General features: G+C 34.1%; 18 protein-coding genes. 7 read left to right on the top strand and 11 right to left on the bottom strand.

The features are described from left to right. Positions 1–21: 21 nt before the first annotated feature. Together QZ659_RS16510 and QZ659_RS16505 are read right to left on the bottom strand one after the other, a co-directional pair. Positions 22–366: a class I SAM-dependent methyltransferase gene (locus tag QZ659_RS16510; protein WP_291727473.1), complete on the bottom strand. Its 345-nt coding sequence runs from the start codon at positions 364–366 to the stop codon at positions 22–24. Between the two features lie 18 nt (positions 367–384). Then, positions 385–2,253 carry a serine hydrolase domain-containing protein gene (locus QZ659_RS16505; protein ID WP_291727470.1) on the bottom strand — a complete coding sequence of 623 codons (1,869 nt, stop codon included), beginning with the start codon at positions 2,251–2,253 and terminating at the stop codon, positions 385–387. A 156-nt stretch (positions 2,254–2,409) separates the two neighbouring features. Here QZ659_RS16505 and QZ659_RS16500 point away from each other — a divergent pair, with 156 nt between their 5' ends. Then, positions 2,410–3,501, top strand: a complete 1,092-nt coding sequence (locus tag QZ659_RS16500; protein ID WP_291727468.1) for a trypsin-like peptidase domain-containing protein — start codon at positions 2,410–2,412, stop codon at positions 3,499–3,501. Between the two features lie 70 nt (positions 3,502–3,571). Here QZ659_RS16500 and QZ659_RS16495 read toward each other — a convergent pair whose 3' ends face one another. The 3 genes from QZ659_RS16495 to rsfS form a co-directional block, all read right to left on the bottom strand. Further along, on the bottom strand, positions 3,572–5,647 hold the full coding sequence (locus QZ659_RS16495; RefSeq protein ID WP_291727466.1) for a 7TM diverse intracellular signaling domain-containing protein: 2,076 nt from the start codon (positions 5,645–5,647) through the stop codon (positions 3,572–3,574). A 180-nt stretch (positions 5,648–5,827) separates the two neighbouring features. Then, on the bottom strand, positions 5,828–7,855 hold the full coding sequence (gene ftsH, locus QZ659_RS16490; protein WP_291727464.1) for an ATP-dependent zinc metalloprotease FtsH: 2,028 nt from the start codon (positions 7,853–7,855) through the stop codon (positions 5,828–5,830). A 243-nt stretch (positions 7,856–8,098) separates the two neighbouring features. Beyond that, positions 8,099–8,473, bottom strand: a complete 375-nt coding sequence (rsfS, locus tag QZ659_RS16485) for a ribosome silencing factor (protein ID WP_291727462.1) — start codon at positions 8,471–8,473, stop codon at positions 8,099–8,101. Positions 8,474–8,680: 207 nt separating this feature from the next. Between rsfS and QZ659_RS16480 the strand changes: the two genes are divergently transcribed. Together QZ659_RS16480 and QZ659_RS16475 are read left to right on the top strand one after the other, a co-directional pair. Beyond that, entirely contained in the window at positions 8,681–9,529 is an 849-nt protein-coding gene (locus QZ659_RS16480) for a biotin--[acetyl-CoA-carboxylase] ligase (protein WP_291727460.1), read from the top strand. A gap of 263 nt (positions 9,530–9,792) precedes the next feature. Beyond that, entirely contained in the window at positions 9,793–12,042 is a 2,250-nt protein-coding gene (locus QZ659_RS16475) for a sodium-translocating pyrophosphatase (RefSeq protein ID WP_291727458.1), read from the top strand. Positions 12,043–12,144: 102 nt separating this feature from the next. Here the strand turns inward: QZ659_RS16475 and QZ659_RS16470 are convergent, their stop codons facing one another. Beyond that, positions 12,145–12,900, bottom strand: a complete 756-nt coding sequence (locus QZ659_RS16470; protein WP_291727456.1) for an RDD family protein — start codon at positions 12,898–12,900, stop codon at positions 12,145–12,147. A gap of 141 nt (positions 12,901–13,041) precedes the next feature. Then, positions 13,042–13,329, bottom strand: coding sequence for a YciI family protein (locus QZ659_RS16465; RefSeq protein WP_291727454.1), 288 nt, complete (start codon positions 13,327–13,329; stop codon positions 13,042–13,044). Between the two features lie 386 nt (positions 13,330–13,715). On the opposite strand from QZ659_RS16465, the gene QZ659_RS16460 reads away from it, so the two are divergent. After that, the gene (locus tag QZ659_RS16460; protein ID WP_291727452.1) at positions 13,716–14,930 is read left to right on the top strand and encodes a saccharopine dehydrogenase family protein; all 1,215 of its coding nucleotides are present in this window, start codon (positions 13,716–13,718) and stop codon (positions 14,928–14,930) included. Positions 14,931–15,155: 225 nt separating this feature from the next. On the opposite strand, the gene QZ659_RS16455 is transcribed toward QZ659_RS16460, so the two are convergent. Together QZ659_RS16455 and QZ659_RS16450 are read right to left on the bottom strand one after the other, a co-directional pair. Continuing rightward, a complete protein-coding gene (locus tag QZ659_RS16455) occupies positions 15,156–17,321 on the bottom strand; it encodes a tetratricopeptide repeat-containing sensor histidine kinase (protein ID WP_291727450.1) in 2,166 nt (721 codons plus the stop codon). 441 nt (positions 17,322–17,762) lie between these two features. Beyond that, a complete protein-coding gene (locus QZ659_RS16450; protein ID WP_291727448.1) occupies positions 17,763–19,160 on the bottom strand; it encodes a vWA domain-containing protein in 1,398 nt (465 codons plus the stop codon). 195 nt (positions 19,161–19,355) lie between these two features. Here QZ659_RS16450 and QZ659_RS16445 point away from each other — a divergent pair, with 195 nt between their 5' ends. Both QZ659_RS16445 and QZ659_RS16440 read left to right on the top strand, forming a co-directional pair. Further along, complete coding sequence (locus QZ659_RS16445) at positions 19,356–20,183, top strand: DUF3050 domain-containing protein (RefSeq protein WP_291727446.1); 828 nt, start codon at positions 19,356–19,358, stop codon at positions 20,181–20,183. Between the two features lie 127 nt (positions 20,184–20,310). Further along, complete coding sequence (locus QZ659_RS16440) at positions 20,311–20,766, top strand: pyridoxamine 5'-phosphate oxidase family protein (protein WP_291727444.1); 456 nt, start codon at positions 20,311–20,313, stop codon at positions 20,764–20,766. Between the two features lie 2 nt (positions 20,767–20,768). Here the strand turns inward: QZ659_RS16440 and QZ659_RS16435 are convergent, their stop codons facing one another. Both QZ659_RS16435 and trpB read right to left on the bottom strand, forming a co-directional pair. Next, the gene (locus tag QZ659_RS16435) at positions 20,769–21,371 is read right to left on the bottom strand and encodes a hypothetical protein (RefSeq protein ID WP_291727442.1); all 603 of its coding nucleotides are present in this window, start codon (positions 21,369–21,371) and stop codon (positions 20,769–20,771) included. 87 nt (positions 21,372–21,458) lie between these two features. Then, complete coding sequence (trpB, locus tag QZ659_RS16430; RefSeq protein ID WP_412728044.1) at positions 21,459–22,715, bottom strand: tryptophan synthase subunit beta; 1,257 nt, start codon at positions 22,713–22,715, stop codon at positions 21,459–21,461. Between the two features lie 531 nt (positions 22,716–23,246). Here trpB and QZ659_RS16425 point away from each other — a divergent pair. Next, positions 23,247–24,905, top strand: a complete 1,659-nt coding sequence (locus tag QZ659_RS16425; protein ID WP_291727438.1) for a polyamine aminopropyltransferase — start codon at positions 23,247–23,249, stop codon at positions 24,903–24,905. Positions 24,906–25,336: the final 431 nt, after the last annotated feature.

Below are 25,336 nucleotides of genomic sequence, written 5' to 3'. Positions count from 1 at the left end.
GTAATGATACAAGGCTATAAACTAGCTAATCCGAAAAAATATGGGACAAGATAAGTGTATAGCTTGTGCTACTGTAATCAAATCAAAGGAATTGTCTTCGAAAGATGATTTTTCAGCTTGCTCTACTGAATAGACAATATTTTCTTTTTGGACAGCATTTTTAAGTTGATTTTGGCTAATATCTGTGGCATAGACTTTTTCAAAATCTTGTGCTAAAATATTGGCTACTTGTCCGTTTCCTGTAGCACAGTCCCAAGCTATTTTTTTTCCTTCTATATGTGAATAAATAATTTCAAAAACTTCTTTAGGATAAGAAGGACGATAGATAGCATAATTTTGAGAGTTATCTGAAAAATTGTCTTTCATAATAATATATAGTTACTTTTACTTCATTGCATCATAAATCACTTGTTGGATTCTGGTGCGTGTGTTGAGTTGCATCAGCATTTTGCTTTCCCTTGTCGGATACACTCTATTAGAAAGAAAAATGAAAATCATTTCATTTGCTGGGTCTATCCAAACCATTGTTCCTGTAAAGCCAAAATGTCCGTAACTAAGCGCAGAAGCATCTTTTGCTGTGTTTCCATTCATATTCCATTCTAAAAGAGGCTTGTCGAATCCTAATCCTCTTCGGTTTCCCTCCTCACAAAACTGACACTTGGTAAACTCTGCTATTGTAGTAGGCTTGAAAAAAGTTGTTTCTCCATACGTTCCTCCATTGAGAAACATCTGTAAAATTTTTGCAACATCATTGGCATTTCCAAAAAGCCCTGCATGTCCTGAAACGCCACCACGCATAGCAGCAGCTTCGTCGTGAACTCTTCCCCAAACGAGTGTTTTTCTATATGTAGAATCATATTCTGTTGGAACAATTCTAGTTCTTGAAAATTTTTCTAACGGATTGAAAGTGAGTGTAGGTGCAGAAAGTGGCGTATAAAAATTATCTTGAACAAAACTGCTAAATTCTTTTTCTGTTAGGTTTTCTATAATTTCTGGAGTCAAGACAAATCCCAAGTCGCTATACTTGTACCCTTTTTCAGAAAGAAGTTTTGATTTAGCAATAGTAGGGAGCATATTTTCCTTATAATAATCCGTCTTAACAAACAAGTTTTCTGAAAGCTCCGTTTCGAAGCCTTTTTCTTTTTTGTCTCTAAAAATATCTTGTGGAAAAACTTTATGATTACGTGTCTCTTGTCTTCCAAAGTCTATAAAGGGATATAGTTTGGCTTGGTGAGTCAGAATATCCTTCAAAACTAAAGTATCTTTGTCTGTTCCTGCAAAATAAGGCAAAAAATGAGACAGTGTAGAGTCTAAGGGCAGACGACTTTTATCATAAACAGACATATAAGCAGCTGTAGAAGCCAAAATTTTGGTAACAGAAGCTAAATCATAAATATCATCTTTTTCAGCCTTTCGAACCGAATCATAAGTATGAAATCCAAAGGCTTTTTGATAAATTACATTTCCCTTGACGGCTACCAAAACCTGTGCGCTAGGTGTCGCTTTTGCTCTCATAGCTTCCAAAACAAGCGTATCTATAAGTTGTAAATCTTGTGATTTTACACCCACTTCTTCTGGAATAGTGTATTTTAATCTATTTTTTTGCGTAAAAATCCCTGCGCCTTCTTCAAAGTTTGGCAGTATTTCTTCTTCTAACGTTCCCCTTGCTCCTATTCCTCCACAAAGAAGCTGTGCTGAAAGCTCTTCTGAAAGAGAATTATAGACAGGACAGAAAAGAAGTGCATTTGTTTTTAAAAGCTGCTTTTGATGTTTTTCTATGAAACTTTTGTTTTCAAAAACCACTATTGAAACTGATTTTGAAGTATTGAGACTACTGATTCTTTTCATTAAAAATGAAGAAACAGAATCCGTCTTTTTACTTTTTTCCACTAAAAAGATATATTCTTCAAAGTTCTCTAATGATTCAAAGTCAGCAACAAGTTCTAAAGAATCTTTTGAAGGAGGAATATGGAAAGTTTTGAAATCTGCATACAGATTGATAGTTTGGTTAAAAATATCAAATGATTTTTCTGAAAGATGAACTACTACTTTTCTGTCTTTAGAGAGACGTTGTAGAGGAATGTAATTATTGTTATTGTGTAGCAAAACCAAGCTAGATTCTATCAATTTTCGCTTTTGGAGCATCGTTTTTGGAGCATTCCAATCTTGCCACCAACTCACACAGCCACCGATAGATAAAAGAATAGTTACTAAGAAAGAGAAAAGAAATATTTTTTTTGTATAGTGTTTCATAACTGTAATTTAGCTAGAAAAAGACTTTTGACAAAGTAAATTTTACTGATTTATCTTATTGCTTCTACAAATTTATAAGGCATTTATAAAACAAGTATAAAAAAGAACGTTATTTTTGAGTAACTTAAACTGCCAAATCAGTATCATAGGAAATATATGTATCAGACCATAGAGATTTATAAAGAAGTAGTCATCCAGATTGCTACACCAAAAGGTTCGGGAACAGGTTTTTACCTTCGTAAACACGATATTATTGTAACCAACTACCATGTCATAGAAGGCTGTTCGGAAGTAGCCATCAGTGGAAAAAATATTCCTAAACAGCTTTCAGAAGTTTGTTTTATAGACCCTCGTCTGGATTTGGCTTTTTTGGTTGCGCCTATTTCAGAGAAAGAAGACAGTATGCCAAATGTGGATTATTCGAAAGAAGTAATCAGAGATGGAGAGCAAATCGTAGCTATCGGACATCCTTATGGTTTGAAATATACGACTACACAAGGAATTATTTCAAAGGCAAAACGACTGCATAACGGAATAAATTATATTCAAGTAGATGCAGCCATTAATCCAGGGAATAGTGGAGGACCTTTGGTGGATAATTCGGGCAGAGTGATTGGTGTCAATACGTTTATTCACAGAGAGGGAAATGATTTAGGATTTGCTTTGCCTTCCAATTATTTAGAGGAAACTCTAGCTGATTTTGAAGAGTTTGGAAGAGAAAAAGCTGTTCGTTGTGGCTCTTGTACGAATGTTATCTTGATTCCAGAAATTCAAAATTCATATTGTCCTTCGTGTGGTTCGAAGATTATTGATTTTACAAACGAAATTTATGAACCTGTTGGAATCGCTCATTTGATAGAAGAACTGATTACACAACTAGGAAAAAATGCAAGCCTTGCTCGTGCTGGTGCAAATCGTTGGGAAATGGTAGAAGGAAGTGCAACCATTCATCTTTCTTATAACCCAGAGAGTGGATATATTTTTGGCGATGCTTTGCTTTGCAACTTGCCTAAAAAGAACATTGGAGATACTTATACTTTTCTTTTAAAACAAAATCATTCCTTAAAAGGACTTCGTTTTAGCGTAAATGGACAAGACATAATTTTATCTTTTTCTATTTTTGGACAATATCTCAAACTTCAAACTGCCATAGATTTAGTTAGAAACCTACTAGAAAGAGCTGATTACTTTGATAATGTTTTGGTTAATGAATATGGAGCAACTTGGAGAAAACAAGAAGAATGGTAAGAATGAATATTGTGTTTTTAAAACAAGCTCTTAACAAAAAAGTATCAAGATAGAAACAAAGTCAATTTTTCTATACTTTTACTCCTACCAACAGCATGTCATCTATTTGTTTTTCTTTGCCTTCTTGTTGCCAACTTTCTATGGTTTGTCTTAGAATTGCTTGTTGCTCATCCATTGGCTTTTGATGGTGTTCTAGTAATAAATTTCTCAAGCGTTTTGGGCTAAACTTCTTATTTTTCTCTCCACCAAATTGGTCTTGAATGCCATCTGAAAAAAGATAAAGTACAGTCTCGTTTTCTAAGGAAACTCTATGTTTTGTGAATGACTTTGCTCTTCTACTATTATCGCCACCAATAGGCATTTTATCTCCTTTGATAACTTCAAGCTCATTATTTTGAATATATACTAACGGATTATTTGCCCCTGCAAATTCTAGCCATTTATTTTCAATATCTATCACTACTAAAGCCATATCCATTCCATCTCGGTTATTGGTTTCTTGTTGTTTGAGTAAAGAACGAATACCTATATGTAGCTTTTGTAGAATATGATGTGGTTCGGTTATTTTTTTATTGATGATAACTTCTGTAAGCAAATCATTTCCAATCAAAGACATAAAAGCCCCTGGTACGCCGTGTCCTGTACAGTCTATAGCAGCTAAAATAATTTTGCCTTCTATTTTTTCTAAAAAATAAAAATCACCCGAAACTACATCACGAGGTTTGAAAAATACAAAACTTCTAGAAAGCAATTCATTAAACTTTTCTTGGGTAGGCAAAATTGCTTTTTGTATGCGTTGGGCATAATGAATACTATCACTCAAATCTTCATAGAGTTTTCGGATTTTAGCTTCTTTTGCTTGTACTTCTTGCGTTCTTTGTTCTACTTTGTATTCTAACAAGGTATTTTGTTCTTTTACAAGTTTTAGATTTTCTTCTTGAGCTAGTTCTTTTTCTTTTTTAAGAATATTAAATCTAGTTCCTAAAGCCAACGAAAAAAACCAAACTTCCATAATAATTCCGTAATAAGAACTGTGTTGCAAGTAAACGCTAAATGTAACTACTCCATTCATTACCAAAACTAACATAACTGTTGCTATCACTTGAAAAACCCAACCCAAAACATAATAAAAAGCCTCTTGCATTTTCTTGACTATCAATAGATAAATAGCTACTCCCCACGCCAAAATATAAATAAGCAGAGTAAGAATTTGGGCAATGTTTAAGGCAAATGTATTATCTAAAAATCCTAAATATGAAAGCAATAATACAGTAGCAGCAGTTATTAGTAGGCTAATAAGCACGAAGCGTACATACTTCGCATTTTGTTTCAAACGCAAATACTCTAAGTTGAACCACACTAAAAAAATAATGGAAGGAAGAGCCAAGATAATATAGTTTTGATGAAAAAATATAGTCTCTCCACTTGAAAAAATTTCAAAGAGTGAATAATCATAACTAGAAGCCCAACCATCTGTAATAAGAAAACCTACATAAATCAAATAAACCTTATCTCTAATAGAAAAAAATAAAAATAGATTGTAGAGAGTCATTATCAAGATTACGCCATAAAAAACAAATGTAATGGCTTGATTGATATCATTTCTTGCATTTAAAGAGCGAATCGTACCCACTTCAAGGGGTAAAAAAATAGGGAATGATTGTTTAATTCTGACATAATACGTTTGTGTCTGACTTTCTTTAGATTCGTTTAAAGGTAGCCAAAAAGCATTTTTTACGTCATAAAGTCTAGTACTTTTAGGTCTAAGATTTCCCGTTTTGTGAACTGTAGAATAGTTTCCTAAACTATCTGGGGGATAAAAATCTATATATGAACAAGCAATATTACCTGTTGAAAACCAAAGGTCTTCTTCACTAAAATTAGCTACACGAATCTTAAACCAAAATGCAGAGCTAGAAACCGAACGTGAGAATACATTTTTATCATTTTTCTGAAATTTATTCTGATATTTAGGTTGTAAAATATCTTCAATAGATAGACTACTGGTAGTATCTTCCAAGAAAACTATATCTTTTCCTATCAAAAATAAATCATCTACTGTATTGATAGTGATAGTCTGTTGAGCAATACTATTTAAAATATTTAGGAAAAAAAAACAGAATACACAAAGAAAAAAATTATTCATAAATAGCCTTTATACTCGTAAGTTGTTTGTTTTACAATAAATCTTAGATTTGATTACAAAATAGTCAAATCTGAGCAAAAAATAACAAACAGAGTATTGTAAAGAAAATAGTATTGAGCAAAAAATAGGGACAGTTTGTATAACTGTCCCTACAATAAATTTAATTCTAATCTGTGGTGTCTATTTCAAAGGGTCTAAATTACCTTCTAAAATATCGTCATTATTAGTATGTCGCTGATAATTGGTAGGCTTATCAAACGGACGCTTACCAATCAGTTTTTCCAAATCGTTTTGGAATAATACTTCTTTTTCCAAAAGTTCTTTAGCAATAATTTCTAGCTCATTTCTCTTTTCTGTGAGCAAATCTTTTGTAAAAGTATAGGCTCTTTCTACCATTTCTTTTACTTCTTCATCAATAATTTGAGCTGTCGCATCAGAATATGGATTTCCAGAAAAATCTGAACGCTGTGGGTCGTAGAACGAAATATTACCTATTTTTGGATTCATTCCATACATAGAAACCATACTATATGCCATCTTGGTAATTCTTTCAAGGTCAGACAATGCACCTGTTGAGATTTTACCAAAGATAATATCTTCGGCTGCACGTCCACCCAAAGCCATACACATTTCATCGGTCAGTTGTTCTGTAGTATATAAGAACTGCTCTTTTGGCAAGTATTGAGCATACCCCAAGGCTGCAATTCCACGAGGAACAATAGAAACTTTTACCAATGGATCGGCGTGTTCTAAGAACCAACCAGCTACAGCGTGTCCTGCTTCGTGATATGCTACGATTTTCTTTTCTTCTGGAGAAATAATTTTATTTTTCTTCTCTAATCCTCCAATAACTCTGTCAATGGCACTTTCAAAGTCCACCATCTCAATTTCTTTCTTGTTTTCACGAGCAGCAATCAAGGCAGCTTCATTACAAACATTAGCAATTTCTGCACCTGCAAAACCTGGGGTTTGAGCTGCTAATTTTTTTGCATCAATTTCTGGAGCAGTTTTCAAAGGCTCTAAGTGTACGCTAAAAATAGCTTCTCTTCCTTTGATATCTGGCTTATCGATACTGATTTGTCTGTCGAAACGCCCTGGACGCATCAAAGCACTATCCAAAACATCTGGACGGTTGGTAGCTCCCAAAATGATGACACCTGCATCAGTAGAGAAACCATCCATTTCTACCAAAAGTGAGTTAAGTGTGTTTTCACGCTCATCGTTTGCGCCTGGCTGCCTTCCACCTCCACGAGAACGACCAATAGCATCAATCTCATCAATAAAGATAATACAAGGTGCTTTTTCTTTAGCTTGCTTAAACAAATCTCTTACACGAGCAGCTCCCACACCTACAAACATTTCAACAAAATCAGAACCTGAAAGTGAGAAAAATGGAACACCTGCCTCACCAGCAACAGCTTTTGCAAGCAATGTTTTACCAGTACCAGGAGGGCCTACAAGCAAAACACCTTTAGGAATTTTCCCGCCTAATTCTGTGTATTTTGTGGGTTGGCGAAGAAAATCTACAACTTCTTCTACTTCTTGCTTGGCTTCGTCTAGCCCAGCTACATCTTCGAAAGTAATTTTTACTTTATTTTCTGTATCAAATAAGGATACTTTTGCTTTTCCAATATTGAATATCTGTCCACCAGCACCTCCACCAGTCATACGACGCATCAAAAACCAAAAAGCTACCAAAATCAGAATTAAGAATCCCCAAGTAAAAATTACGCCACTGAAATCTGTACTTTGTCCTACATCATACTTGATTTTTTTATCAGCAGCAAGTTTTGACTGGATGTTATCAAAATCCTTCTCAAAGTTTTCTATTGAACCAATATTGAAAAAATAATGAGGTGGCTTTTCAATAATTGCCCCAAAAGGATTCTTTTTCTTGAGTTCGGCAACATATTTTTCTTTTTTGAGAGCTTCTTCTGTAAGTGTAACCTCCACAGAGTTTGTAGCTCCTACGACTACTTTTACAGCCTTTACTTCACCAGCCAAAGCCATCTTCTCAAAATCTTCTTTGTATGTTTTGACGGCTGTGCTTTGGTTAAGATACCAAGCTCCTAAAATAAGTGCAATCAATAAACCAGAGAGCCAAATTTGATAATTTCCTCCTGTTCCTTTAGGAATGTTGTTCCGAATCGGATTTTTGGCGTTTTTATTATCTTTTGTCGCCTTCGTTCCTTTACTGTCTTTTTCCATTTATAAAAAAGTATATAAGTATTATAAATTTAAGATTTATGAGATTGATAAATCTGCTTTATATTTATTCTGACGTTTTAATTATGCATCTAAAATATTCAGTTATTAAACTGAAAGTATGTTCTATTGTTTCTAATTGATTTAAGCAAAAAGCTATTATTTCAAAAAAACAAATGTTTATGTATAAGTTTTTTAGAAAAAGAACACACTGTTAGAAGGTTTAATGCGAAATGAAATACAATATTAATCCAAATCTGGAATTTGAGTAATTTTTGCATCTCCCCATAGTTCTTCTAAACCAAAACGGTCTCTCTTTTCTGCTTGGAAAATATGTACTACTACATCTACGTAATCCATCAGTACCCACTGACGATTTTCTCGCCCTTCTACGTGCCAAGGGTCTTGTTTGTAGGTCTTGTAGGTTTCTTTTTCTACAGAGTCTTTGAGTGCATCCACGTGTGTATCAGAAGTTCCTGTACAGATAATAAAATAATCTGCAATAGAATTTTTTACATCACGCAAATCAAGAAGTGTAATTGATTTTCCTTTTCGGTCTTGAAGACCAGCCACAATAGCTTGAGAAAGCATCTGTGAAGTAACCGACTGTTTTTGAGTCATAGTTTAGATTTAAAGTTTTTTATCAAAAATTAGAGGAAAGTAATGAGCTTTCATAACTTTGACTTGTATAGTAGATTTTGATTTCAAACACACTTACAAACTAACGAAGCGTTTTGTTCCAAATGTTGCTTAAAAGAAATAGAAATTCTATTTTTTTAATCAAAAATTTATCTACAAAGATAACATATTCTAAAGTAAAATAAGTAAATGAGCAATTACAAAATTCATACAAAGGGACTTTTCATAGGACAGAATCAGATTTATCTGCCAAGCTGTCAGTCCACTAATGAGAGTTTGGCTTCTTATGCTTCTCAACTCAAACAAGATAACAAACAACCTTTTGAGGGAACACTCCTTTGGACAAATGAGCAAACAAAAGGCAAAGGGCAGCGTGGAAACTCTTGGGCAGCTGAAAAAAATCAGAATCTTACCTTTTCTGTGTTGCTTCAACCTACTTTTTTGTCTCCAAAAGAATCGTTTTGGATTACGATAGCTATTGCTTTGGGAGTTCGTGATGCGTTAGAAGAACTTTTAAAAGACGATTTTGCAGAAATTGCTGATACTTTTCAGATAAAATGGACAAATGATATTTTTATCAATCATAAAATAGACAATGAATATCAAGATAGAAAAATAGGTGGTATTTTGATAGAAAACCAAATCAATTCTCAATCTATTCATCAAAGCATTGTAGGTATTGGCATCAATATCAATCAGATTTTTGAAAGAAATGACAAAGAACATAGAGCCATTTCTTTAAAAGAAATCACAGGAAAAAACTGGAGCAAAGAAGAAATCTTGGCAGAGCTTCTTTTTTTTATAGAAAGACGCTATTTACAATTACGAGCAGAAAAAAAAGATATTTTGAAAGCTGATTATCTCTCACATCTTTTTCGTTATCAAGAATGGCATTATTATAAAGACAAAATCAAAAATCAAAAAATTACTGGACAAATTTTGGGAATTAGTTCAGAGGGAAAACTTGCTTTAGAAATAGCAGGGCAAAATGGAAAAATAAGTTATTTTGAAAATAAAGAAATTGAGTTTTTGTATTGAACGATACAGTTTTTTGATAAACAAAATTTTACTACACTACCATTTTTTTATAGGCAAAACCTAAACGATATGATAGAGGAATAAGCCCTTGCATAAAACACATTATATTTAATTTTACAGAAACTCTTTTTGTTAATTGCAAGAAGAGTTTTTTGTTTTTTAATAAAAAACCAAATTTTTATTTGATTTCTCATAAAAAATTAGAATTTTAGATGTGTTAATACACAAACTCAATTTATAAATTTAATCCCTATACTTTTCCTATGGAAAATATCATTTATTTAGTGCCACTTTTTGGAGTACTTGCACTTATTTATACTGCTGTGCGCTCCTCGTGGGTAAGCAAACAACCTACTGGCGACGAGACAATGAGTACGATTGCTCGCTATATTGCAGAAGGAGCGATGTCATTTTTGAAAGCCGAATACAAAGTCTTGGCTGGTTTTGTTGTAATTGCCTGCTTGGGCTTATTTTTTCTCGGCTCTGTCAATGATAATTCTCATCCTCTTATCGTAGTTTCTTTTATTATTGGTGCTGTTTTTTCTGCATTAGCTGGTTTTATTGGAATGCGAATCGCTACAAAGGCGAACGTCAGAACGGCAGAAGCTGCCAAAACAAGTCTAGCAAAAGCCTTGAATGTTTCCTTTGCTGGTGGTGCAGTAATGGGAATGGGAGTAGCTGGCTTAGCTATTTTGGGAGTAGGTGCGCTTTTCATTGTGTTCTACTTCTATTTTGTAAAAAGTACTGGCGCATCAGTCAATGGTAGAGAAATGGAAATTGCCTTAGAAGTTTTGACAGGATTTTCTTTGGGGGCTGAAAGTATTGCTCTCTTTGCTCGTGTAGGAGGAGGAATTTATACAAAAGCTGCTGATGTAGGGGCAGACCTTGTAGGAAAAGTAGAAGCAGGAATCCCAGAGGATGACCCTCGTAATCCTGCTACAATTGCAGACAACGTAGGTGATAATGTAGGAGATGTGGCAGGAATGGGAGCAGACCTTTTTGGTTCGTATGTAGCGACAATTTTGGCAGCTATGATTTTGGGTAGAGAAATCAAAGTACTTGATGATTTTAATGGACTTTCACCCATTCTTTTACCTATGATAGTTGCTGGTTTGGGAGCAATTTTTTCTATCGTTGGAGCTGCTTTTGTTCGTGTGAAAGAAGGTGGAAACGTACAGATGGCTCTCAATATTGGAAACTGGGCTTCAATTCTTCTTACCGTAGTAGCTTCTTTTTTCTTAGTAAAATGGCTTCTACCTCAAACATTACGCTTTAGAGGATATAGTTTTGAATCTATTGATGTGTTTTGGGCAATTACTATCGGACTTGTTGTAGGAGCTTTGATGTCTCTAATTACGGAGTATTATTGTTCTATGGGCAAGCGTCCTGTAAATTCTATCATCAAACAATCTTCAACGGGTGGAGCAACAAATATTATCGCTGGTTTGGCAGTCGGAATGCACTCTACAACTGTTCCAACGATTGTTTTGGCTGGAGGTATCGTAGGAGCGTATGCCGTAGCTGGTTTTTATGGTGTAGCGATGGCAGCAGCAGGAATGATGGCAACAACAGGAATGCAACTTGCCGTAGATGCTTTTGGTCCTATTGCTGATAATGCTGGAGGTATTGCAGAAATGAGCCATCTTCCACCAGAAGTGCGTGAGCGTACAGATATTTTAGATGCAGCAGGAAATACGACGGCTGCCGTAGGAAAAGGTTTTGCTATTGCTTCGGCTGCCCTTACGTCGCTTGCTCTTTTTGCTGCCTTTGTGGGGCTTTCTGGAATTAGTACGATTGACCTTTACAAAGCTCCTGTTTTAGCTGCTCTCTTGATTGGTGCTATGATTCCATTTGTGTTTTCTGCTTTTGCTATTTCGGCTGTGGGTAAGGCTGCCATGGAGATGGTACACGAAGTGCGCCGTCAGTTTAAAGAAATAAAAGGAATTATGGAAGGCACAGCAACACCAGACTACGACCGTTGTGTGCAAATTTCTACAAAAGCTGCTATTCGTGAGATGATGCTACCAGGTGCGATTGCGATTGTTGTTCCTATCATTATTGGTTTTGGTTTTAAAGGCGTTTTTGAAAATGTGAGTTCTGCCGAAATTTTAGGAGGACTTTTAGCAGGTGTTACAGCTTCAGGTGTTTTGATGGCAATGTTTCAATCCAATGCAGGTGGTGCGTGGGATAACGCTAAAAAATCATTTGAAAAAGGCGTAGAGATTGATGGAAAAATGTACTACAAAGGTTCTGAACCTCATAAAGCTGCTGTTACTGGAGATACAGTAGGTGACCCTTTTAAAGATACGTCGGGACCATCAATGAATATTTTGATAAAACTAATGTCTATTGTTTCTCTTGTGATTGCTCCTCAAATCAGTATTAAAGATGGAGGACACGCAGAATTAGAAAAAATAGCTCCAAAAGTTATAAAAGTTGAACAAACTCAAAAATCAGATTTGGCTTACAATTCTAGTAAAGTTATTATTTCTGATTTTATAAAAGACAGGTAAAATATCCTAAACGACGGTTCAAAACCTCGTTTACGGTTTAAAAAAATCCATTCTCTACATTTTGTAAAGAATGGATTTTTTTCTGTGTTAAAATATAATTTTCTAATTATTCGGAATTTCCCTAGTTCTGAAAACACTTTGTAAGTCCATTGCTCTGTCCATAATACGCTTGTTGTTTCCAAAGAGAAGAATAATATCTATAATCAGTATAATAGTAAAGATAGAAGTTAATAAGTTATCAGCTACTCTGAAAGAACTTCCAAAACTATAACTCAAATGGTAGGCATACGAGCCAAAAACACCTGCTAATTTTGGAATGCCGATAGGAGCATTTCTCAAAACAGATTGCCACCAAGCCAAATCATTTTCATCTCTTTGCTCTACTACTTCAAAGTTCATCAGATTTTTTCCCAAACTTAATGAACGTCCTTTATATTTGAAATCTCTTAGCAAGAAATATGTCCAAAGTAGTGGGGCAAGTGAAAAAGGAAGCATATACTGGATAATCCAAATCATGGCTAAATCTATCAACAAACCTCCCAAACGGTGTCCTGCACTGACTACTCTAGCTACATTTTCATGGATTTTAAAGTTTGAGTTTACTCTGCTGTAATACTCTGCCGAGCGTTTTTTGAAATGTCCCAACGAAGTCGCTTGAGGAATGGCTGGTAAAGTACGAGTTTGGTTACAATGCCTCCTACCCAAATAATCCCAACTATCTGAATGAAAAGCAGATTTACATTCGGCACAAATTACAATCTTATCACCAGCTTCTAAAGTATCTCCTGTAATGGGGTCAATACGTGCTTGAGCTAAAAATTTATCGTGTTTTTCTGCATGTAGTAGGTGGGTATTCATAATCTAATCAATCTCTTATTTGGGAAATAGTTGTTCTGTATTAACTAATACGTTGTAGCTTGGCTTTGTGTTGTAATGAAAAATATATTTTCTACATTTTTAGAAATTTGATTTTTATATACTCTCCATGATTTGCTTTTTTTATTCTATCAAGAATTGCAATTCATCACAAGTTTTGCTTGGTACAAACTCAATCAATTCATAATCTGCTAACTGGTTTTTCTTAAAAGGGTCTTCTTCAATAACTTTTTCTAACTCAGATTTAGATGCTAAATTTGATAGAATTATGCCTCCTGTTCTTGGAATTTTCCGTCCTGAAGCAAGGAAATGCCCTAATTTATATTGCTCATTCAAAAAATCAATGTGAGCGTTTAGAAACTGGTCAATTTTCTCTAATTCAGTTTTATAAGTTAGATTAATAATAAACATTTTAGTTTTGTTTAGCTTGTTTTTCTGAAAAAAAGGTCGAAGTAATACATGGATTTAGAATACTGCACATTAATAAATATTTGCTGTTCTATGAGTTAGACAACAAGGAAAAAATATCGTTTGTGGTTGTTTTAGCGTAGCGACACCAACAATTTTTTATCCCATATCCAATACTTTAAGATGTCTTTATCTTAGATTTTTTTTACCTAAATTTACTAAAAATAAACATAAAAAGTTTGTTTTTCTTGTTTTGAAATCGGCTTTTTACACAAAAATTAACTTTACTATCCCATCAAATTCTAAATTTATTTTTTGATATATTTGAGTAATATTTTTTAAACAGAATCTGTAAGGGTTCATTCACTTTCAAAAACACAAATGTAATTATGAGTAAGGTATTAATTATTGGAGCTGGTGGCGTTGGCAATGTAGTTGTCAAAAAATGTGCAATGTTGCCAGATGTTTTTTCGGAAATAATGCTTGCTAGTCGTACACTTCCAAAAGTAGAGGCAGCAGCAGAAGAAGTAAAAGAACTTACAGGAAGAACCATACAGACAGCCAAAGTAGATGCTGACAGTGTAGAAGAATTGGTAGCTCTTATCAAAAAGTTTGAGCCAAAACTGGTTATCAATGTAGCTCTACCCTATCAAGATTTACCAATTATGGATGCTTGTTTGGAGACTAAAACACACTACTTAGATACAGCCAACTACGAACCAAAAGATGAAGCAAAGTTTGAATACAGCTGGCAATGGGCATACAAAAAACGCTTTGAAGAGGCTGGTATTATGGCACTTTTAGGGTGTGGCTTTGACCCCGGAGTTACTGGTGTTTTTACAGCACACGCAGCCAAACATCATTTTGATAAAGATGGAATGGAATTCTTGGACATTGTAGATTGTAATGCAGGAAATCACGGAAAGGCATTTGCCACTAATTTTAATCCAGAAATCAATATTCGTGAAATTACCCAACGTGGAAAATATTGGCAAAATGGAGACTGGAAAGAAACTGAGCCATTGGAAGTCAATAGAATGATAAACTATCCAGAGGTAGGGCCTAAAAAATCATTTTTGCTTTATCACGAAGAACTTGAATCTCTGACTAAAAACTTTCCTTCTCTGAAAAGAGCTAGGTTTTGGATGACTTTCTCAGATGAGTACATTACCCATTTGAGAGTTTTGGAAAATGTAGGCATGACAAGAATTGATGAAGTGGAATATCAAGGACAAAAAATTGTTCCTCTCCAGTTTTTGAAAGCTGTTTTGCCAGAACCTTCTTCTTTAGGAGAAAATTATGAAGGACAAACTTCTATAGGTTGCCATATCAGAGGTAAAAAAGATGGAAAACCTCATTATTTCTTTATCTACAACAACTGCGACCACGCCAAAACGTATGAAGAAGTTGGAGCGCAAGCCGTTTCTTATACCACAGGAGTTCCTGCCATGATTGGTGCAAAGATGATGTTGGAAGAAAAATGGATGAAAGCAGGAGTTTATAATGTAGAAGAATTTAATCCAGACCCATTTTTAGAAGATTTGAATAAATATGGTTTGCCGTGGCACGAAAAAACAGATGAGTTCGTAGAGTTTAATGATTAACGTGAACTCGGGATTAAAAATAAGGTTTTTATTTGTTTAAAACAGATTAGTATGGTTTTCGGTCTGCTCTGACGAGGCTGACCTAACTTAATCAAGGTCAGACCGATAGGTCAGTACCGATACATGTCATAACTTATTGATAATCAATGAATAAAATCCCGAGCTCACGTTGATTAGTATTTTTCAATTTGTAGGGACAAGGCTTTCCTTGTCCTTATTTGTTTTTTATGCAAAAACAAACATTTCATTTGTATCATTTTCTCTCATTTTCCCCTTACTTGCTTCTTTTTGGTTTGGAATATAAACAGAAAAAGTTGTTTTTTCAAAAGGAGTAGAATTACAGAAAACTCTTCCTCCAAGTTTATTTACAGCCTTTTTTACAAGATAAAGTCCTAGTCCATTCCCAATAGAGCGTTCTGATGAGCGTACAAACATATTGAAAATTGCACCCATTAGTTCAGTTGCAATACCTTCTCCATTATCAGTTACTTCTATTAAGATTTTTTCGTTCTCTACTTTTATAAATAAGTCTATTTTTGGCTGCTCATTCATAGTATGATACAGAAGAGAGTTTCGGAGTAAATTAATTACAATCAAACGAAGCCATTTTACATCTGTGATAAATGAAGCATGGATTTCTATTGTTGTATGTATGGAAATTCCATTAGGAACATAGTCATACGCTGCTGTTTTGACTTCTTCAATAAATAATTGAACACTATCTATTTCTGAAAAAAATAATTCTTCTTCAATCAAATCGTGTAATTGCATAAGCCTTCTAAGCATAGTGTCCATTTGCTTGAGTGTAGATTCGAATAAGTCAAGGTAGGTAAAGACTTCATAACTTAACTGTAAATTCTCACTATTTTCTAATTGGCTTAGACTCATTTTTAAGAGATTATTCAGTCCTTCTAAGCGAACCAAAGGCGCACGTAAGTCATGCGAAGCTCTGTACATAAAACTATCTAGCTCATTCTGTACTTCTGCTAAGTTTTCTACACTTTCTTCTAGTTCTTTTGTTCGCTGTTCTACTTTTTTATTGAGTCTTTTATTAAGCTGTGCGATTTTTTCTTTTTTGTCTTTTAATCGTTCGTTTTGTTCTGCTGTTTCTTTATTTTTTTCACTTAGTTTTTTGTTGAGTTGTCTTTTTTGTTGATTCTGATAAATCAGTACAGTTAGTAATAAAATAGCGATGATAAATCCAATGGTAATAGCAAAAATAATGATTTGTTTATTTTCATTTTCTTTTTCTAAAATGCTGACTTGCGCTACGGCTTGTCCATTCTCAAAAGCATTTTGTATGGCAGCCAAATTTATGGCTACCTCACGGTGTGTTAGAGAATCCCGAATAGATTTTGCTTTTCTCTCTAAATATAAAGCTGTTTCAAAACTATCTTTTTCTACCAGTAACTTGGCTTGCTCTTCATATACTGAAGCCATAGTTCTTATCATTTTCTTTTGAGTAGCAATCTTATAAGCACTATCTAAATAAATAGATGCTCTAAGCAAATCATTTCTTTCTCTATAAATACGCCCTAACAAAACGAATGCATTAGCAGCACTTCCAAGGTTGCCATGTTTTGTACTCAAACGAATATCTTGTTCTAAAAGGTAGATAGCTTGTTCGTAGTCTTTCTTTTTATAGAGAATCTCTCCAATATTACCTGCTACAAGTGCAATTGCAATGCTGTCTTTCATCTGTGTAGCGAGCTGTTGAGCAATCCTATAATGGTAGAGAGATGAGTCTAATGAACCAAGTTCTCTATAAGCTACTCCTAAGTTGTTGGCTGTGTAACGTTGTTCCCACAAAAAACTGTTTTTTACAGCATAATCGTATCCGTAATCATAGTAATTAATGGCTTGACGATAGTTTTCCACTTGAAAATAAATGTCTCCGATAGTATAGAGCAGACTCGCTTTATTTTGTTTATCATTTATTTTTGTGAAAATTTGTGAGGCATCTAGCGCATAAATAATGGCTTGTTCTTCTAAACCCAAACGAATGTAGTTGGTAGCTAAATTTTTAGCAGAGAAGGCACGTTCTTGAAGCAAATTGTTTTCTTTTGATAGCTTATAGGCTCTAAGGTTTTTCTCTAAGGCAAGTCCTCGTTTTTCTATGTGTTCTAAAAAATGTCCCTCTAGCCAATGAAAACGAATTTTTATTTCTATTGCAGTAGTATCTTTTATTTTTTCTCTTAAAGAAGAAATTCTATTTTTATTTTTTTGCTCTTCCGATGTACTAATCAAGCTCATCATTTCATTGTAGGCACTCATATCTTCTTTGGAGGATAGGAATATTAATTCATTCTTTTCCCACTCTTCATCTACTTGTGCGAGGGTAAAAGAAGACAATAAAAAGCCATAAAATAGCAAGAAGAGCCATTTTTTCATGACGAAACGAATGAGCTATAAAAGTGAAGTAATTGAATATCTACAAGATAATCATTTGTAGCATAATTGTTTTTATTTAAATGCAGATTATTCTTCTTGAAAGCAAAAAAATAAAACCACCCAAATATATATTAGGACTTTCACAAAAGCAAAAGCTAACCAAATTTTATTTGGTTAAAGGTGTGTTTTATTGATAACATAGGGTTTATAAACTTTATTCTATAAAGAAGTAAAACAATATTTTGTTGATGAATAAATTTGTGAAAGTGTTAATATATTTATTTAAGTTGTTTTTGAAAGAGAATAAAGCTATTAGAGTACTGGACATGAAAGAAAAAGTTGTTGGTGTCGCTACACTAAAACATCAACAAGCAGTGTTTTTTCCCTGTTCTGTGATTCACAAAACAGCAAATATCTATTAATGTCCAGTACTCTATAAAGCTATAACCTTAAAATATCCAAAGTAAATGCTCCTCCTTCACTCAAATTAAAAAAGACACTTTTCGAATACGAACTGTCATTTGCTTCTGAAGAGCGAAAGACAAAACGATAACGCCCTGGTTGGAGGGCAAAATTAGTACGTGGAATACCCTTTTCTGGTAAGTTCATAACCCAATCTTCACTTCCATCTGACTTTACTACATAAATACTTCCATAGCCTGAAAGCTTATTTAAGATAGTAACAACCCCCGGACGTTTTACATTTAAAGTAGTGGTTTTTCCTTGATTTACTCTAACATTCTCAAAAACAGTAGTAGGGCGTGTCAAGACTTCTACCCTATAATTTCCAATCAGATAATTATGAGGTTCATTGACTTGCTGATTGACTAAAATTTCATGGTTTCCTTGTTTTTGAACAATGGCACTGTGTCCTGTAGAATAATCTAAAGAGCCATTCTGAACAATATTTAATTGTCCTTGTGGAGTAGCAACTTTAATTACGTTGTGTCTGCCTCCAATAATTTCTACATTTTTTTTCAAGACAGGTGGCGTAGTATAAACAATCAAATCATACGTAGGAATAGCATCAATATCTAATTCATCCGTTTTGCCTCCTTTATCTCTAAAATGTACAATATTGTAACGAGCTTTATCAGTAGCTTGGTCTATAAATGCCATGTGAACATTGGCTTCTCTTGGCTGGTTTCTCTCATCTAAAAGCTCAACAGTAACAGTAGTTTTTCCCAAAGTTTGTTTGACAACTTCTTGCAAAAAGCCTTTAAATTGTCTTGATGATTTGGCATTGAAAAAACGTCCCATACATTCAAAACCTTTTGCATATTTGGGTTCTATGCCCATTCCGACAATAAAAGGTTTTAAAAATATACCTTTTTGTTGTAAACCTCTTGAAATGGCGCAAGGGTCGCCATCACAGGCTTCTATGCCGTCGGTTATCATCACGATTACATTCCTTGTGTCTTTTCCATCATTGGGGAAGTCTTTCGTTGCTTGTTCTAAGGAGTAGGCAATCGGAGTTGTTCCTTTGGGTTGCAATCCGTCTAGCATAGTTCGGATTTGATTGTTATTTCGTGAACCAAAAGCAACCTCTAGTTTCGAATCTTGACAATTTTTTTGTTTGAAATTATATTGGTGTCCATATACACGCATCGCTACCTCCACATAAGGCACATTGGCAATCGAATCTATCATATCAGATAAAATCTGACGAGCAATATTTATTCTGGTGTCACCCTCCCAAGCAGAGTTCATACTTCCACTAGCATCTAAGACAAATAAAAGGCGTGTAGTTTGAGGAATTTCCTTCTTTCGCTGTGCAAAGGATACAGAAAAAAAGCATAGAAAGGCAAAAACGAGTAAATAACGTAGTTGTAATTTCATAATATGGTATAAAATTCATGTAGGTGTAAGGCTTGCCTTACACAAAAATAAAGTCCAGTGTTTGATATAAAAATCAAACATCTGTCCAAAAGTAGAAGTTAGCAAATTAATTGATTATCTTGAAAAATGAAATCCTATCTTTGCTTAGTTTATTTTTATAACTACACATTTTTACATTGCTGACAAGAAAATAAAATGACAAAAACAGAAAACCAAAAGCTAGAAGAAAAGCAAAATCAATACATTCAAAAGCTAAGAGATGAAATTGAACCTCTACGCCAACAACTCATTACACATAAAGTATATAAAAATATAAGTTCGATAGATGATTTAAAGATTTTTTTGGAGCATCATGTATTTGCTGTATGGGATTTTATGTCGCTTTTGAAAGCCCTACAAAATGAACTTACGTGTGTACAAGTGCCTTGGGTGCCAAAGGGAAATCCTCTTACTCGTCGTCTAATTAATGAAATTGTATTGGCAGAAGAAACCGACCAAGACGAGGATGGAAATGCAAAAAGTCATTTCGAACTCTATATTGAAGCCATGAAAGACTGTGAGGCAGATATTTTGAAGATAAATTATTTAATTAAACTTCTTAGAGAATGGAAAAGTGTCAGAACGGCTCTTTCTCAAATTGATATTGCTTCTTCTATCAAAGAATTTGTTTCTTTTTCTTTTGATGTTATCGAAACCAAACAAGCTCATAAAATAGCTACTGTTTTTACATTTGGAAGGGAAGACCTTATTCCAGATATGTTTACTTCTATTTTGAGAGATATGAAAAATGAAAACGCTGAGAATGCTGAAAGTATAAAGAAACTGATTTACTATTTTGATAGACATATTGAGCTAGATGGCGACCACCACTCTCACATGGCAATTCAGATGATAAAGGAACTTTGTGGAGACAATGAAACCAAGTGGAACGAAGCAATTACGATTAGTAAACTAGCTCTTCAAAAAAGAATTGACCTTTGGGACGGAATACTTGCCGAAATTGAGAATGGTAAGCATTTGTAAGGAAAAGGCATGCCTTTTCCCTAACAATGAAATACGTTTTTGTCAAAATGAGATTTGGTAACAGTTTTAGTATGTAAAAGTCGTAAACCAAAAAATAATTTTCAATTTTAAATTGTTCATTTATTTAATGCTTACTCAAGAAATCAAAAAATACATAGAAAAAAGTGTGTTGTGTTGGCTCGCTACCTCAGATGAGGAAAATATGCCTAATGTTTCCCCAAAAGAAGTCTTTACATTTTATGACGAGGAATTTATCATTATTGCCAATATTGCCTCTCCCAAAAGTGTGCATAATATTATGAAAAACTCAAAGGTTTGTGTGAGTTTTATTGATGTTTTTGTTCAGAAAGGCTTTCAACTCAAAGGAAATGCACGAATTGTTAGGAAATCGGATAGTGAGTTTGAAGTATTAGTACAGCCTCTCTTGAAAATGACAAAAGGAAAATATCCTTTTGCCAATATCATCAAAATCAGAGTAGAAAAAGCGAAGAAAATAATTGCTCCAAGTTATATGCTCTACCCAGAAACCACAGAAAAAGAACAGGTGGAAAGTGCTAAAAAATTATATAATGCTCAAGAGTAAGTTTAGGGTTTAGGCATATTGGTAATGGATTTTATATTCGGATTGATAGCAGAAATAGTAATTTCTTGTTGTCCTTTTTCAACGTAAAATAAATACATGCTATTTTGCCCAATTACGTAAATATCTTTTGAAATGCCATCAGATAAAACAATTCTACAATCTGGCTCAAAGTTGTTGGTTTGTAAGCGTTTCTTTACCGTATCTCCTCTTCCTATTCCCATTCCTAAAAACATAGACAAAATCATAAATAATATAAAAGGAATTGCTCCTTCCTTTCTGATTTTTTTATGAGCCTCATCAGACTTTTCAACATCATTAATTTTGTTATACCATTTTTTATCTCTAAACTGTTGATGCAGTTTGGGTATTACAAAGGCTACAAAGATAAAGGCTGCACTAATTATTACGAAAAAGATAATAAATAATATAGGCTTACTAGCCATGATACCTAACGGACTTAAAAGAATATCAGAAATGGAGGCATAGTTTAAAATATCTACACCTAAAATTTTGAAGTAAATAACTTCACTAATAATTCCCAAAATCACTAAATAGAGATAGCCGAGAGATAGGTATTCTTGTAACGAGAGTTTTTGTTTGAACATAGCTGAGTGAATGGACAATGGAAAATTATTTAGTCTAAAAAACGAATTACATAATTGTCCATTGTCAATTTTAAATTGTTCATTGATTTATTTATCCAAATACTTTGTATAAGTGCTTAAATCTTTATCTCCTCTGCCTGAAAGATTGATAATGACAATTTTCTTATCAAAATTTTTGTCATCTGCTTTTAAATTATTCAAAACAGCTAAAGCGTGAGCCGACTCAATCGCTGGGATAATTCCTTCCAAACGAGCCAGTTCTTTTCCTGCATTCATTGCCTCTTCATCTGTGATAGAATAGAATTTAGCTCTCTTGCTATCTGCCAAATAGGCGTGTAAAGCCCCAATTCCAGGGTAGTCTAGTCCTGCTGAAATAGAATAAGGTTCAATTACTTGTCCGTCTTCAGTTTGCATCAAGAGAGTTTTGCTTCCGTGCAGAACTCCTAATGTTCCACAGGCAATCGTTGCTGCTGTTTCTCCACTAGAAATTCCTAAGCCTGCTGCTTCTGCTCCGATGAGTTGAACATCTTTTTCATCAATGTAATGATAAAATGCTCCTGCTGCGTTGCTTCCTCCTCCTACACAAGCAATCACATAATCTGGGTTAGGTGTGTTTTCTTTTTCTAAAAGCTGATTTCTCATTTCTTCACTAATCACAGACTGAAACCAAGCTACCATTTCTGGATAAGGATGAGGTCCTACAACAGAACCGATAATATAATGCGTATCTACTGGGTTGTTTATCCAATAGCGCATGGCTTCATTCGTTGCATCTTTCAAGGTTTTGCTTCCAGAAGTAGCAGGGCGAACCTCTGCACCAAGCATTTTCATTCTGGCTACGTTGGGTTGCTGTCTTTCAATGTCTATTTCTCCCATAAAAACGATACATTCCATTCCCATCAGAGCGCAAACTGTGGCTGTGGCTACGCCATGTTGTCCTGCACCTGTTTCAGCTACAATTTTATTTTTACCTAATTTTTTAGCGAGTAAAACTTGTCCGACCGTGTTGTTTACCTTGTGTGCGCCTGTGTGGTTGAGGTCTTCACGTTTTAGATATACTTTTGCTCCATATTTTTCAGAAAGTCTTTTGGCTAAATAAAGTGGTGTAGGTCTGCCTACATAATCCCTCAATAAATTTTGAAATTCTTTCTTAAACTCTTCGTCTGTTTGTAGTTCAGAGTATGCTTTTTGTATTTCCTCTATGTTTGGATACAACATTTCTGGAATGTATGCTCCTCCAAACTGTCCGTAATAGCCACGTTCGTCTGCTATTTTTGAGCGTAATGTATGTATTTCTTTCTTTATCTTATTTGTATTGGGGGCGAGTATAGTCTGATTTGTCATTTTATATGTATAGAAAGTAGATGATTTTGTTATAAATGGACTGTTTTCTAGAGTACTGGACATCGATAGATATTTGCTGTTCTGTGAGCCACAGAACAGGGAAAAAATACCGTTCGTTGGTGTTTTAGTGTAGCGACACCAACAACTTTTTATATCATGTCCAGTACTCTAACTATTTTCCTAAATTTATTCAATTTTTTAATTTCCTGTATCAATAAACTTTGTCCTAAATTTACGAACTATTTTTGAAATGAATTTTATCAGATAAGAGCAGTTTGTTTGTCATTTATGTTTGGATTAGTATTTATGAAATAATTTTGAAATTCAAAGTTTGGGTTTTCTGAATAATTAAAATATAAGAATAAATCGTATTTTCGTGTCGCAAAGGCATAGAAAACCAGTTTGATTTATATACAGATAATCAATAGACAGTTAGGTTATTATCTCATTCGTAATTGGCTGCGCCGAGCTTTCGGTTAGCTACGCTGAACATCCGTTTCATAATTGATAATTTTTAATTAATTACACTTAGTGGAAAATACAAATACATTTACTTCTCCTACAACACCAAGTAACAAGAAAGAACTCGCACAAGTTCCTATTCTTCTCACTTCTATTTTTATTATTGCCGTTTGTGGTATTCTCTACGAACTTCTGATAAGCAGTATCTCCACCTATTTTTTAGGAAGTAGTATTCTTCACTTTTCGATTACGATAGGACTTTTTCTTTCTGCTATGGGATTAGGCTCATTTTTGAGTAGATATGTGTACCGTAATTTATTGGATTGGTTTGTCGTGATTGAAACCATTTTGGGGCTTGTGGGTGGCTGCTCTACACTGATTTTGTATTTTAGTTATACCGTTTTAGATAATTATTATGCTGTTGCGCTTGTTATTATTGTTTTTTTAGGAGCTTTTGTTGGATTAGAAATTCCTATTGTAACACGTATTTTGAAGCAACACGACAATCTTAAAGATACTATTTCCAACGTTTTGGCATTTGATTATTTAGGTTCTTTGGTGGCTTCTGTGGCTTTTCCTCTGATTCTTTTGCCCTTTCTAGGATTGATGCGAACAGCTTTTTTCATTGGAATAATAAACCTTCTGATTGCCATTTTTAATGCGTGGATTTTCAGAGAACAGCTCAAACAAGCTGCTGCCAAACTCGCTTTTGCTGCTATTTCTATGGCGTGTTTGCTTGTTGGTTTTATTTATTCGTTTCAGATAAGTGATTTTTTTGAGCAACTAATGTATCAAGATGAAATTATTTATTCTGACCAAACACCTTATCAGCGTATTGTAGTAACGAAATACAAAAAAAACACGCAGCTTTTTATCAATGGAAATCTCCAGTTTTCTACCTTAGACGAATACCGTTATCACGAAACGATGGTACACGTGCCAGCTCTAATGACAGGACACTTAGAAAATGTCTTGATTTTGGGAGGAGGTGATGGCTTGGCTGTGCGTGAGCTTTTAAAGTACGATGAGATTCAAAGTATAGATTTAGTAGATTTGGATAAAGCGATTACCAATCTTGCCAAACACAATCGTATTTTTAGAGAAGTCAATCAAAATTCACTTTCTAATCCGAAAGTCAAGATTCATAATGTGGATGCGTTTAAGTTTGTAGAAGAATCTGAAAAGCAGTATTCTCTCATTATTGTAGATTTGCCAGACCCACATGAGGCTTCTCTAGGAAAATTATATTCGTTAGAATTTTATCGTTTGGCAAGAAAAATCCTTTCAAAAGACGGCGTTCTTATTTCGCAATCTACATCGCCTTATTTTGCGCCTAAGCCGTTTTGGTGTATTCAGAAAACGATGCAAGAGGCTTTTCCTTCTGCGCTGCCCCTCAATGTGTATGTTCCAGCCTTTGGAATGTGGGGCTTCAATATGGGAATCAATAATCCAAAATTCAATCAAAATGATAGCATTGCCGTAGGTTTGCCAAATCCAAAACAACTAGATAAAATCTATACAGAACTCACTAGAAAAATGGAGAAACGAAATTTAGAAATGCGTTATCTAGCTCCAGAAGTTTTGCCTAAACTCTTTGTTTTTGATAGAGATATGTTTGAAGGAATTGATATTGATGGAAACGGAAAAGGAGATTCTGTGAAAGTAAACCGACTAGACAATCAAATCTTGATTCAGTATTATGAAAATAGTTGGAAGAGGTGGGAATGATTAATTTTATTATTATTGTTGCTGTTAATTTCTTTTCTAGTGTTCGCATGAGTTGTTTTTCATTATTTCTAAAATTTTTTAGAAATGTTTGTCCATTTTACATTTGCTTCAATTATATTTTCATTAATATAAGATTCTACACCTTTGTTGATTTTCTAATGAAGTGATACCAACAAAAACACCACTGTAAAAATAGTAAAACTTGCATTGTATTCTTTGATTTTCAGTGTATTACAATGTATTTTTATTATTGGTATAACCTATCAGTCTGACCTCAATTAGGATTTGAAACAAATAAAAAGTGTATTTTTAGTACCAAGCTCACGTTAAGAACAACTAAAATGGTTGATTATATAGATTTTTCTTGTAGAATTTATCTCAGTCCTCTGACAAAAGATTTTGAAAAAGTTTAAAAAAAAGCCATAATTGAG

It is taken from the genome of Bernardetia sp. (assembly GCF_020630935.1).
Taxonomy (GTDB): domain Bacteria; phylum Bacteroidota; class Bacteroidia; order Cytophagales; family Bernardetiaceae; genus Bernardetia.
This window is presented reverse-complemented; position numbering and strand designations above follow the sequence as displayed.

Excerpts from the sequence above, each read along its gene's own strand:
- QZ659_RS16510 (WP_291727473.1), bottom strand. The coding sequence starts at position 366 with ATGAAAGACAATTTTTCAGATAACTCTCAAAATTATGCTATCTATCGT.
- QZ659_RS16505 (WP_291727470.1), bottom strand. The coding sequence starts at position 2,253 with ATGAAACACTATACAAAAAAAATATTTCTTTTCTCTTTCTTAGTAACT.
- QZ659_RS16500 (WP_291727468.1), top strand. The coding sequence starts at position 2,410 with ATGTATCAGACCATAGAGATTTATAAAGAAGTAGTCATCCAGATTGCT.
- QZ659_RS16495 (WP_291727466.1), bottom strand. The coding sequence starts at position 5,647 with ATGAATAATTTTTTTCTTTGTGTATTCTGTTTTTTTTTCCTAAATATT.
- ftsH (WP_291727464.1), bottom strand. The coding sequence starts at position 7,855 with ATGGAAAAAGACAGTAAAGGAACGAAGGCGACAAAAGATAATAAAAAC.
- rsfS (WP_291727462.1), bottom strand. The coding sequence starts at position 8,473 with ATGACTCAAAAACAGTCGGTTACTTCACAGATGCTTTCTCAAGCTATT.
- QZ659_RS16480 (WP_291727460.1), top strand. The coding sequence starts at position 8,681 with ATGAGCAATTACAAAATTCATACAAAGGGACTTTTCATAGGACAGAAT.
- QZ659_RS16475 (WP_291727458.1), top strand. The coding sequence starts at position 9,793 with ATGGAAAATATCATTTATTTAGTGCCACTTTTTGGAGTACTTGCACTT.
- QZ659_RS16470 (WP_291727456.1), bottom strand. The coding sequence starts at position 12,900 with ATGAATACCCACCTACTACATGCAGAAAAACACGATAAATTTTTAGCT.
- QZ659_RS16465 (WP_291727454.1), bottom strand. The coding sequence starts at position 13,329 with ATGTTTATTATTAATCTAACTTATAAAACTGAATTAGAGAAAATTGAC.
- QZ659_RS16460 (WP_291727452.1), top strand. The coding sequence starts at position 13,716 with ATGAGTAAGGTATTAATTATTGGAGCTGGTGGCGTTGGCAATGTAGTT.
- QZ659_RS16455 (WP_291727450.1), bottom strand. The coding sequence starts at position 17,321 with ATGAAAAAATGGCTCTTCTTGCTATTTTATGGCTTTTTATTGTCTTCT.
- QZ659_RS16450 (WP_291727448.1), bottom strand. The coding sequence starts at position 19,160 with ATGAAATTACAACTACGTTATTTACTCGTTTTTGCCTTTCTATGCTTT.
- QZ659_RS16445 (WP_291727446.1), top strand. The coding sequence starts at position 19,356 with ATGACAAAAACAGAAAACCAAAAGCTAGAAGAAAAGCAAAATCAATAC.
- QZ659_RS16440 (WP_291727444.1), top strand. The coding sequence starts at position 20,311 with ATGCTTACTCAAGAAATCAAAAAATACATAGAAAAAAGTGTGTTGTGT.
- QZ659_RS16435 (WP_291727442.1), bottom strand. The coding sequence starts at position 21,371 with ATGTTCAAACAAAAACTCTCGTTACAAGAATACCTATCTCTCGGCTAT.
- trpB (WP_412728044.1), bottom strand. The coding sequence starts at position 22,715 with ATGACAAATCAGACTATACTCGCCCCCAATACAAATAAGATAAAGAAA.